Genomic DNA, 11200 nt, shown 5'->3' on the forward strand with positions numbered 1-11200 from the left:
CTAACACCCGCTCTGCGGTCTGCCCTTCGATCGCCGTCCCCGGGAACTCGCGGCGATGTGATCGGGGAAGCGACGGCCGGAAACAGCCTGTTTCCGGCCCCTGTGCCGTGCCTGTGACAATTCGTGGCGCGGACAGGTCCGAGGGTTTGACGTAGGTCAAGTCCTGCGCCCGAATACTCCTGTAACGACCAAGTCATGGCATCCGAACCCCAGTCCTCGCGCCTTGGCGCCGGCCCCGGCGGCTTTGCTTTCGCGCCGCCGCTGCCGCTTTTCCTGTTGAACCCGATCCTCAAGCGGATCGTGCATCGGATCGCGGTGCAGAACCCCGACATGTTCGACCGTCTGGGTCCGCATCGGCATGCCTATTTCCTGATCGACCCGGTGGACATCCCGTTCATGCTGTATCTGCGCCCCGATCCCGAGGCGCTGGATTTCCGCGCCGTCGGCCGCAGGAACCCGCCGCCGCATGCCGCGCGGATCTCGGGCAAGTTCCTTGACCTGCTGACGCTGATGGATACCGAGCAGGATGGCGACGCGCTGTTCTTCTCGCGCGATCTGATCGTCACGGGCGATACCGAGGCGGTGGTCTGCCTGCGCAATGCGCTGGACGACGTGGATGACCCGATTGCCGAAAGTGTGGCCGACATGTTCGGCCCGCCCGGCCGCGCCGCGCTGAACGCCCTGCGCCGCGCCGCCGAGAATGCCCAGAAACGGAAAGGGGCCAAATAATGAACGCCATGGTCAAGCCCGAGCTGATCTGCCCTGCGGGCACGCCCGCCGCGCTTCGCTCAGCGGTGGATGCGGGCGCGGATGCCGTCTATTGCGGCTATCAGAACGCCACCAATGCGCGCAATTTCGTCGGGCTGAACTTCACCCCCGAGGAGATGGAGAACTCCATCCGCTACGCCCATGAGGGCGGCACCAAGGTCCTGATCACGCTGAACACCTTCCCGCCCGCGGGCAAGGTCGAGCTGTGGAAGGAGATGGTAGACCTGTCGGCGCGGCTGGGCGCGGATGCCTGCATCGTCGCCGATATCGCGGTGGCCGCCTATATCCGCGACAACCACCCGGACATGCGCATCCATCTGTCGGTGCAGGCCGCCGCTTCGTCCCCCGAGGCGATTGAATATTACGTCCGCGAATTCGGCGTAAAGCGCGTGGTATTGCCGCGCATCATGACCGTCAGCGAGATCCGGGATCTGCTGAAGGAAATCCCCTGCGAGGTCGAGACCTTCATCTTCGGCAACCACGGGCTGATGGTCGAGGGGCGCTGTTCGCTGACCACTTATGTCACCGGCCAGTCCACCAACATGGACGGCGCCTGTTCACCCGCGGCCTGCGTGAAATACGAACGCGCCGATGATGGCAGCATGTCGACGATCCTGGGCGATTACATGATCGATCGCTTCGGCCCCGAGGAAACCGCCGGCTACCCGACGATCTGCAAGGGCCGCTACAAATGCGACGCCCGCGACGGCGGCTATTACGCCTTCGAGGAACCGGTCAGCCTGAACGCATCGAACATGCTGCCCGACCTGATCACTGCGGGCGTGCATGCCTTCAAGATCGAGGGCCGCCAGCGGTCCAAGGCCTATGTCAAGAAGGTGGTCGCCGCCTTCCGCGAGGCGGTCGATTCGATCATGGCGGGCCAGGAACCCAAGCTTGCCGACCTCATCGCGCTGACCGAGGGTCAGAAGCAGACCGAGGGCGCGCTCAAGACCAAGAAATGGAGGTGACGGCGATGAACCCGTCTCTGACCCTGGGGCCGAACCTCTTTCACTGGCCGGCCAAGCAGCGGATCGACTTCTACAACCGGATCGCGGACGAAAGCCCGGTCGGAACCGTTTATCTGGGCGAGGTGATCTGTTCCAAGCGCACGCCGTTTTTCGACGACGTGCACCTGCCGGCGGTCGCCGAGCGGCTGGAACGCGCGGGCAAGACGGTGGTCTATTCCTCCTTCTCCGAGGTGGTGATCAAGCGCGAGCGCAACATCCTGATGGAGTGGTCCAAGCAGGAGGGGCGCGACCTGGAGGTGAACAACACCGCCGCACTTCTGCACCTCAAGGACCGGCCGCACCGGATCGGCGGGCTGCTGAACGTCTATAACGAGGACACCATGTCCTATCTGGCGGGCCAGGGCGCGACCCATTTCAGCCTGTTGCCGGAACTGCCGCGTGCGACCATCGCGCGGCTGGGCGAAAAGGCACGGGAGCTGGGCGTCGGCGTCGAGGTGCAGGTCTTCGGCCGCGCCTCGCTGGCGCTGTCGGCGCGCTGCTATCACGCCCGGGCGCATGAGCGGACCAAGAACAATTGCCAGTTCGTCTGCGGCGAGGACCCAGACGGCATGACGCTGAAGACCATGGACGAAAAGCCGTTCCTGACGATCAACGGCATCCAGACGCTGAGTTACGGCTATCTCGACCTGATGGCCGATCTCGACGACATGCGGTCGATCGGGGTCACGCATTTCCGGGTGATGCCGCATACCTGCGACATGATCGCGGTGACACGGGCCTTCGACGACGTGCTGGCAGGCCGGGTCGATGTGGCCGAGGGCGAGGCGAAGCTGCGCGAGCTCGGGATCGAGGCGCCCTTCATCAACGGCTTCTACCGCGGCCGGGCCGGGCATGACTGGGTCCCGCGCGTGACCGAGATGGCCTGACGTTATGGCAGATCCCGCCGTCCCGTGAAACCGTCACCGGGGGTTCGCCGAGCCCCCCCGCGCTGGAGTTTTCCTGCTTGGCGTTTTCATCCCGGAGTGCCTTCAGCAGCGTCGCCATCGTCGCTCGGACCGATTACGCGGCAAGTGCGAGCCCGGGGCGCCGTGGTGCCGCCGAACCTGGCCTTCCAATTGCAGACGGCGCCTTCCGACATGCCGTTCTTATCAACCGGGCTAGGTTGGAGAAGAGGATTGCCGACCAGAAGTCCTTGACCGGGATGCCCTTGGGCGGGTGAAGGCGATAAGTCGACCCGCCGTCAAGCGGCGGGCCGACCGCGTCATGCGCCGTCCAGGCGTATTGCGAGCCGAGCCCGACCACCTTCTGCTCCATCGCGGGGGTCACGCCGGTGGCCATGAAGTAGACGAAGGTGGCGCCGTCGAGGATGTCCACGCCCGGTTGCGATTGGAACCGGTAGCCGCCGACGAAGGCGCCCCCCCATCACTTCCATCCTGATCAACGGTGGCTGCGTCCAGGTTCCGTCGAGCGCGGCTTCCTTCGGCCAGTAGATGCGCATGGCCGTCCAGAGCGGACCGTCATTCGCCGGCAACCAGTTCGACTCCTTGTCCGACCCGGGCGACGTCGCCTGAATGTACAGCGTGATTGCGGCATCGCCATAGGCGGGCTGCCGTCCGCGCTTGCCGGTCAGCGCGGCTTCCCAGGGCACGGCGGGATCGAACCAGATCGTCAGCGAGCCTCGGCGCTTGAGTGCTTCGTTGTAGCTCGGCCAGTTCCGGGTCTTGTAGGTCGGGTGTGTGGGACTGCTGATGCAGCCCAGCTACCACCGAGGATTCACAAGATGAATCCCTCGCAGGATTTGTGCAACAGAGCCCCCCGGCACCGCCGAAATCGTCTGCGTGGCCTGAACCTGAAGGGGAAAGAGCAAGTCACGCCTCAGGCTGCCGTTCTACAACAACGCCCTTCCGAACGCATCGTTAAAGAGGTTTGCGCCTTCTTGAAGCAGCAGTGACCACGTTGCCATTGATCGCCGCGGACGATCTGCGCGTGACTGAGCTTCCGCAGGTTTTGACGTATCGTTCCCTGTGCCGGGCGGTAATGTATTGCGACATCGGTGGGGGCGCTCTAGTCTCCTGCGAAACTGTTCTTTTTCCCGGGCTTGATGGCTATTCCGAGTTTCCTGCGACTGGGGAGTCCGGACATTAAGCGTCTGCTTGAGCGCTGTTTGTCCGTCGATCTCGAGGTCAATCCCAAGACAGGCGAAATCCTCGATCTGGCCGCGGTCCGGTTTGGCGACGGGCCCGCAGCAGTGGCGCCGAAAGGCCTGATCGACCGAGGACTCGACCAGCTCGAAAACGCGCTCGGCAAGACGTCGCACGTTATCGGCCACAATATCCTGCGCCACGATATCGAGCATTTGCTCGCAGCGCGCCCACGGCTCCTCGAGAGGATGGCCGCGCCGATCGACACGCTCTGGCTCAATCCGCTGGCCTTTCCGCGCAATCCTTACCACCACCTCGTCAAGCATTACCATGACGGGCGTCTGCAGGCCGGGCATGTGAACGACCCCGAGCTCGATGCGCGGTTGGTGTTCGAGGTGCTGGAAAACCAGGTCGCAGCGCTGACCGAGCTTGCGGCGCAATCCCCCGAAACCCTGCTCGCCTATCATTACCTTACGACCCGCATGGACCGTGCCGAGGGCTTCGACGCGGTCTTTGCCCATGTCCGCAAGGCGCGGCAGCCCGACCGCGCCTCGGCACTTGCGGCGATCCGGGAACTCCTTGCCGACAAGGCCTGCGGAGTGCAGGTCGGGGCGGCGCTCGAGGCGCTGTCGGACCCGCGTCTGGGCTGGCCGATGGCCTATGCGCTGGCCTGGATCTCGGTCGCGGGCGGGGAGTCCGTGATGCCGCCCTGGGTGCGGGCGGCCTTTCCGCAAGCGGCCCTGATCGTGCGCGATCTGCGCGATACCAATTGCGGCGATCCTGCCTGCGCCTGGTGCGCCGAGATGAACAACCCCGCGGGGGCGCTGAAAAAGTGGTTCGGATTCGACGGCTTCCGGCCCCAGCCAACGGACAGCAATGGGCGGCCGCTGCAAGAGGTCATCGTGGCCGAGGCCATGGGGCATGCGAATGTCCTTGGAATCCTGCCCACGGGCACCGGCAAATCGGTCTGTTACCAGGTTCCGGCGCTCAACCTCTATGACAAGACCGGGGCGCTGACGGTGGTGATTTCGCCGCTGGTGGCGCTAATGGCGGACCAGGTGCAGGGGATGGAGCGGGCGGGAATATCCTCGGCGGTGACCATCAACGGAATGCTCTCGATGCCCGAGCGGCAGGACGCGCTCGACCGGGTGAGGCTGGGTCAGGCGGCGATCTTGCTGATTTCGCCCGAACAACTGCGCTCCGTCTCGGTCCGTTCGGTGCTGGCGCAGCGCGAAGTGGGGCTTTGGGTTCTCGACGAGGCGCATTGCGTTTCGAAATGGGGCCATGATTTCCGGCCCGACTACCGTTACATCGGCCGCTTCATCCGCGAGTTTTCCGGCGATGCGCCGCCCGCGCCGGTCCTGTGCCTGACCGCCACGGCCAAGCCCGAAGTGGTGCGCGACATCACTGCGCATTTCCGCGACCGTCTGGGCGTGGACCTCGCGCTGTTCGATGGCGGGGCCACGCGCACCAACCTGACATTCTCGGTGCTGGCGACGACGAAGGAAAGCAAGCTCGGGGATATCCTGGCGGTGATCTCCGAGCACCTGCCCGAGGGCGGGAAATCCGGGGCCGTCGTCTATTGCGCGACCCGAAAGGAGACCGAGCGGGTTGCGGATTTTCTCAAGCAACAGGGGCTTGCCGCCGAACATTTCCACGCTGGGCTCACCCCCGACGACAAGCAGACGGTGCAGGAACGCTTTCGCGTGGGCGATCTGCGGGTGATCGCCGCAACCAACGCCTTCGGCATGGGCATCGACAAGCCCGACATCCGGGTGGTGGTCCATGCCGACATTCCCGGCTCGCTAGAAAACTATCTGCAAGAGGCAGGCCGGGCCGGGCGCGACCAGGAGCCCGCCGATTGCGTGCTGCTTTATCATTCCGACGATGTCGAACGGCAGTTCACCCTCACCGCCCGCTCTCGCCTTGCGAGCCACGAGATCGGCGCCATCCTGAAAGCCCTGCGCCGCATTGATGAACGCACCCGCAACAGCGGCAAGGTGGTGGCGACCGCGGGCGAGATCGTGCGCGAGGAGAAAGACCGTGAGTTCCTGCGCGACAGCGCGACCGAAGACACCCGCGTCAAGACGGCGATCTCCTGGCTCGAAGAGGCGTCGCTCGTCTCGCGCGAGGAAAACCGGGTGCAGGTGTTCCCCTCCTCGCTTCTGGTGCGCACGCTGGCCGAGGCCGAGACCCGCCTGAAGGGTGCCAAGATCACCGGGGCGCGGCGGAGACAGCTTCTGACCATCGTGCGCCATGTGATGAACACGCCCCCTGATCAGGGCATTTCGACTGACGAGTTGACCGGCATCAGCGGGCTGACTCACCGGGCGCTGAGCAAGGCGATGGCGGATCTCGAAACGCTTGGCATCGCGCGCAATGACATCGCGATCACGGTTTCGGTGCATGTAGGCTTCGAGAATGCCTCGCTGCCGCGCAACGCGCGGGCGATGCGGCTGGAAAAGGCCCTGATCGCGCGAATGCGCGAGATGGCGCCCGAGGCGGATGTGGGTGATGGCGCCCCCCTCGATCTGGTCGCGGCAAGCCAGCTTTTGCGCGACGAGGGCCATGAAGATGCCAGCCCGCATGTGATCGACCGGCTCTTGCGCAGCATCGAACGCGACGGACGCGACAGCGACGGCGGGCGCGGCAACATCCGGCTGCGCAAGCTTTCGTCGAAAACGCTCGAGGTGGTGCTGCAACGCTCGTGGCGCGTGGTGGAGCAGACCGCCGCGCTGCGCTGGATGGCGGCGGAAAAGCTGCTCGACTTCCTGATTTCCAAAGTTCCGACAGGCACGAAAGGAAAGGATATTCAGGTCGATACGACCATCGGCGACCTTCTGGCGGCGCTGAGCGGCGACGCGCTGATCAAGGCCTCGGGCGTGAAGGACATGACCAAGCTCATGGAGCGCGCGCTTTTGTGGCTGCACGAGCAACAGGTGATGACGCTCGGCAAGGGACTCACAGTGTTCCGTTCGGCGATGACGGTCTACCTCAAACCCGGGCGTGCGGGCTTCACCAAGAAGGACTTCCTGCCGCTTGAGGAGCATTACCGCGAACAGACGTTGCAGACCCATGTAATGGCGGCCTACGCCGAAAAGGGGCTAGGCCAGATCGACGAGGCGGTGCGGCTCGCCGAGGATTATTTCGCCCTCGATCAGGAAAGGTTCCTGCAACGCTGGATGCCCGGCCGAAGTGTCGAGTTGCGCCGCCAGACCACCGGCCGGGCGTGGAAACGGATCGTCGAGGATCTGGGCAATCCGGCGCAGCAGGAAATCGTCGCCGACGACCGCGAGGCGACGAACGTACTGGTGCTGGCCGGTCCCGGCTCGGGCAAGACGCGCGTGCTTGTGCATCGCATCGCCTATCTGTTGCGGGTCAGGCGCGAGGATCCGCGCGGCATCCTCGTGCTCAGCTACAACCGCCACGCCGCCGCCGAAATCCGCGCCCGCCTGCGCCATCTGGTCGGCGAGGATGCCGCGCGCGTCACCGTCTCGACTTGCCATGCGCTGGCGATGCGGCTGGTGGGGGCAAGCTTTACCGGCGCGAGCGCCGAACGGCGCGATTTCGACGCGATCCTGCGCGAGGCAGTGCGGCAGATCAATGGCGAGGGCCTTAGCCGATCGGAGGCCGAGGCGCAGCGCGAGATGCTCATTCAGGGCTATCGCTGGATCCTGGTGGATGAATACCAGGATATCGGCCCCGAGGAATATGCGCTGATCGCCGCCGTGGCCGGACGCTCGCTCGACGATCCCGACCAGCGCCTGAGCCTGTTTGCGGTGGGCGATGACGACCAGAACATCTATGCCTTCACCGGGGCCTCGATTTCCTTCATTCGGCAGTTCGAGGAAGACTACCGCGCCAAGCCGAAGTTCCTGACCGAAAACTACCGCTCGACCCGGCACATCGTGGACGCGGCAAACCAGGTCATCGTCCCCGCGCGCGGTCGGATGAAGGCGGGCCATCCGATCACCGTGGACAAGATGCGCAGCCTCGATCCCGGTGGTGGGGTGATGGCGGGCTACGACCCGGTCGGTCAGGGGCGGGTGCAGTTTCTGGATGTCGCGGCCGATGACACAGCACAGGCGGTGGCGGCGATAGACGAGTTGGTGCGGATCTCGCGGCTCGACCCGGGGTTCACCTGGGCGCGATGCGCGATCATCTCGCGCGACTGGCGCAGGCTCGGCCCGGTGCGCGCCTATGCCGAAAAGCTTGGCCTGCCCGTCGAGATGGCGAACGAAAAGCTGCCCAGCATCTGGCGCCTGCGAGAGATGCAACGCTTCGTGGCGGGCCTGCGCCGACGCCCGGCGGCGATGTTGAGCATTCAGGACATGCTTGATGTGCTCAACGAGCAGCGCCCAAATCGCTGGATCGATCTGATCGCCGAGGGCATCGCTGATCTGGCCCGGGAACTGGGCAAGAAGACGATCCCGGTTCCCGACACGATCGAATGGCTGGCCGAATGGGCGCAGGATATCCGCAGCGCGCAACGGGGGCTTTTGCTCTTGACCGCGCATCGCTCGAAGGGGCTTGAGTTCGACCATGTGGTGATCTTGAACGGAGGTTGGAAGGCGCTGTCTAAGGGCGAAGACGGCGAGGCGCCCCGCCGCCTCTTCTACGTTGCGATGACCCGCGCGCGCCGCAGCCTTGCCATAGTGACAAGCGGGACACACGCCTTTGTCGAGGCCGACAGCGATTGCGAGATGCTGCGCAAGGTCGAGATGCCGCACAGGCTCGAACTGCCTGAGCCGGACCAGTATCAGGTTCCTGATATGAGTTCGGTCGATCTCTCCTATGCCGGACGGCTTCCCGAGACGAACCCGACCCTCGCGGCCATCGCAGCCGCGCAGGTCGATGATCCGGTAACGATCTCGTTGCACGAGGGCAAATGGCTGATCCTCGACAGGACTGGCCGGGTTCTGGGCCGTATGGCAGCAGCTTGGGCGCCTCCCGACGGCACCACTCTGATTTCGGGCAGTGTGGGCGCGATTGTGCGCTGGCGCAAGACCGACAATGACGAGCGCTTCCAGACCTACATCAAACGCGACGAATGGGAGACGATCCTGCCCGAACTCGTGTTCCGCACGAACGCGCCAACTCGCAACATCTGACAGTTCCGCCAGAACGCGGGTCGATACTTCAACTTGAACCTTCGAAATGCGCAAGTGGCGACCGGCGCACTTGAGCGCCACCCGGCAGGGCGGACCAGCAGGGACGGCCATTAGCTGCCGTCCACCTACCACGCCGGATGCCGCGGTGCGGCCCGGCGAACCGCACATCGCGGGGCATTGCGAATACGCGACACAAACCATCAGATAACTTGACCCAACCCTTTTCTGGCGTTCGTGCAGGGCCCAGCGCTCGCTCTGCCGGGGGCGCGAATTTCCACGGACTAACTCACGATAACGGACACCCGGTAGGGTGACGCGCCATCCCTTGATGCCGCAGATGGCACCGATGAACACAGGGCAATCGCGTTTGGGTCACGCGGCTGGCCGTGCTGCGGGCAAGCCATTGAGAATGCGGCATAGAAATGCTTCATCCCAGAGTTATGCCCGAAAGTTGGGGACGGCGTGATCAGGCGACGGCTTGAAGTTTCTTGATCCCGTCCTTGAAGGCAATCCCCTGGACGATTTCCGGCAGTCGGTTGGCCCCGTCGAGTTTTCGCCATTTGGCCTGCGCGGACATCATCAGCCTGAAAGCCATGGCGAGGCCGGTCTTCCGGCTCAGGCAGCCCTTGGTTTTGCCGGTGCGGTGACGGATGGTGGCGAAGGTGCTCTCAATCGGGTTTGAGGTGCGAATGTGTTTCCAATGTTCGGCCGGGAAGTCGTAGAAGCTGAGCAGCACCTCGCGGTCCTTGACCAGCTTGGCGGCCGCCTTGTGGTATTTCACGCCATATGTCTCGATGAAGAAATCGAAGGCGGCTTCGGCCTCAGCCTTGGTCTCGGCCTGCCAGATATCGTGCAATTGGAGGGGATCATGATTTCTTCCGGGGGAAGAAATCACCCGACAATGCCTTGGCCTTGGGCTGCACGGATTTCGGCATCGTGTTCAGCACATTGCCGGTCTTGTGGACCCAACAGCGTTGCTCGCGTGTGCTGCCGAAGACCTCGCGCAACGCCGCCCAGAACCCGGGAGCGCCATCGCCGATGGCCAGCTCCGGAGCGCGGGTGAGGCCACGGCGCTTCAGATCAAGCAGCAGCTCGCGCCAGCTCTGCGTGCTCTCGCGATACCCGTCGGTGAGGCCGAGAACCTCCTTGCGGCCCCATTCGTCGGCCCCGATCAGGACCAGAACGCATTGCTTTTCCTCGGCCATGCGCGGCTGGAAGCAGACACCATCGGCCCAGATGTAGACAATGCGCCGGGCCCCGAGATCGCGGCGCTGCCAGCGCTCATATTCATCCCACCACGCGGCCTTGAGCCGCGAGATGGTGGTCGACGACAGACCCGCCGCGTTCGGGCCGAGCAGCGCGGCCAGCGCTTTCTGGAAATCGCCGCTGGAGATGGCCTTGAGGTAAAGCCACGGCAGCAGGTCCTCGACCGACTTCGCCTTGCGCAAACAGGGCGGCAGGATGGATGACGTGAACCGGACCTTCTCGGCCCCGACGGATCGGTCGCGAACCCTGGGCACCTTCACCGGCACCGGGCCGATCCCGGTCATCACCTCGCGCTCCGGCAGATATCCATGGCGCACGAGGCGGGACCGGCCATCTTAGGTCTTGTCGTCGGCATGGGCGGCAAGCAGAGCGGCCAGATCCGCTTCCACGGCCTGCTCGATCAGGCGACGCGCGCCGGAGCGCAGGATATCCGTCAGCGGATCAGGCGAAAATCCCGATGGATCAGGCAATGGCGTGACGGTAGTCTTCGTCATGTGGCATATCCCTTTCTCTCCAGAGAATTGACAGCGCGTAAACACCGCCATGATATGCCGCCCCTCAGGGGCCATCACCAACTTTCAGCCATATCTCTTGCTCACGCCGCGTGACCTTCTTCTTCATCGCGTCGCGCAGGCCGGGAAAGGCTGGCTGTTTCGGCATAGGTGGGGCTCCTTGCAGGGATGCCCAAGTCTACCAGATCAGGCTGAAATCGGCAGGTTTTTCAGACCTTCCTTCACAAGCAAGCAACGACAACGCCCAAGGTGCGGGCGGAGATCCAGACGAGCGACGAGGCCGGGACGGTGTTGGCCGAACGCTTCGGAGATGAGGCGGATCAGAAAACTGTCCGGGGGACAGTTTTCCCGCCGAACGCGCGCCGTTATCTGTTCGTGGCCATCGACCGGGCCACGCGGTGGGGTGAAGGGCGTCTCGGAATTGGTCCAGTGGA

Annotated in this window: 7 protein-coding genes and 1 pseudogene; 4 read left to right on the top strand and 4 right to left on the bottom strand. The window is 64.2% G+C overall.

All coding sequences use genetic code 11. The features are described 5' to 3' along the window. Window positions 1–195 precede the first annotated feature (195 nt). From ubiT to ubiV, 3 genes are read left to right on the top strand one after another with little or no spacing between them, the layout of a single operon-like run. On the top strand, window positions 196–729 hold the full coding sequence (gene ubiT / locus ENN83_RS11215) for a ubiquinone anaerobic biosynthesis accessory factor UbiT (protein WP_287187043.1): 534 nt from the start codon (window positions 196–198) through the stop codon (window positions 727–729). 8 nt (window positions 730–737) lie between these two features. Next, window positions 738–1736 (top strand): ubiquinone anaerobic biosynthesis protein UbiU, encoded by a 999-nt coding sequence (gene ubiU / locus ENN83_RS11220; RefSeq protein WP_287187052.1) that lies wholly within the window; start codon window positions 738–740, stop codon window positions 1734–1736. Window positions 1737–1741: 5 nt separating this feature from the next. Continuing rightward, entirely contained in the window at window positions 1742–2662 is a 921-nt protein-coding gene (gene ubiV / locus ENN83_RS11225; RefSeq protein WP_287187046.1) for a ubiquinone anaerobic biosynthesis protein UbiV, read from the top strand. A 133-nt stretch (window positions 2663–2795) separates the two neighbouring features. Here the strand turns inward: ubiV and ENN83_RS11230 are convergent, their stop codons facing one another. Further along, on the bottom strand, window positions 2796–3110 hold the full coding sequence (locus ENN83_RS11230) for a DUF1214 domain-containing protein (RefSeq protein WP_287187049.1): 315 nt from the start codon (window positions 3108–3110) through the stop codon (window positions 2796–2798). Further along, window positions 2998–3486: a DUF1214 domain-containing protein gene (locus tag ENN83_RS11235; RefSeq protein WP_287187055.1), complete on the bottom strand. Its 489-nt coding sequence runs from the start codon at window positions 3484–3486 to the stop codon at window positions 2998–3000. Before ENN83_RS11235 ends, ENN83_RS11230 begins: the two co-directional genes overlap by 113 nt. A 462-nt stretch (window positions 3487–3948) precedes the next feature. On the opposite strand from ENN83_RS11235, the gene ENN83_RS11240 reads away from it, so the two are divergent. Next, window positions 3949–8988 (top strand): RecQ family ATP-dependent DNA helicase, encoded by a 5040-nt coding sequence (locus ENN83_RS11240; RefSeq protein WP_287187058.1) that lies wholly within the window; start codon window positions 3949–3951, stop codon window positions 8986–8988. A 466-nt stretch (window positions 8989–9454) separates the two neighbouring features. On the opposite strand, the pseudogene ENN83_RS11245 reads toward ENN83_RS11240, so the two are convergent. Together ENN83_RS11245 and ENN83_RS11250 are read right to left on the bottom strand one after the other, a co-directional pair. Next, window positions 9455–10748: pseudogene (locus ENN83_RS11245) on the bottom strand (IS256 family transposase). Between the two features lie 204 nt (window positions 10749–10952). Continuing rightward, on the bottom strand, window positions 10953–11200 hold a 248-nt coding region (locus ENN83_RS11250), incomplete at its 5' end, for a hypothetical protein (protein WP_287187061.1).

The sequence above is a fragment of the Rhodovulum sp. genome, assembly GCF_011048875.1.
Taxonomy (GTDB): domain Bacteria; phylum Pseudomonadota; class Alphaproteobacteria; order Rhodobacterales; family Rhodobacteraceae; genus Rhodovulum; species Rhodovulum tesquicola.

Bases quoted from the DNA above. Each gene is read 5' to 3' on its own strand.
- ubiT (WP_287187043.1), top strand. From the start codon at position 196: ATGGCATCCGAACCCCAGTCCTCGCGCCTTGGCGCCGGCCCCGGCGGC.
- ubiU (WP_287187052.1), top strand. From the start codon at position 738: ATGGTCAAGCCCGAGCTGATCTGCCCTGCGGGCACGCCCGCCGCGCTT.
- ubiV (WP_287187046.1), top strand. From the start codon at position 1,742: ATGAACCCGTCTCTGACCCTGGGGCCGAACCTCTTTCACTGGCCGGCC.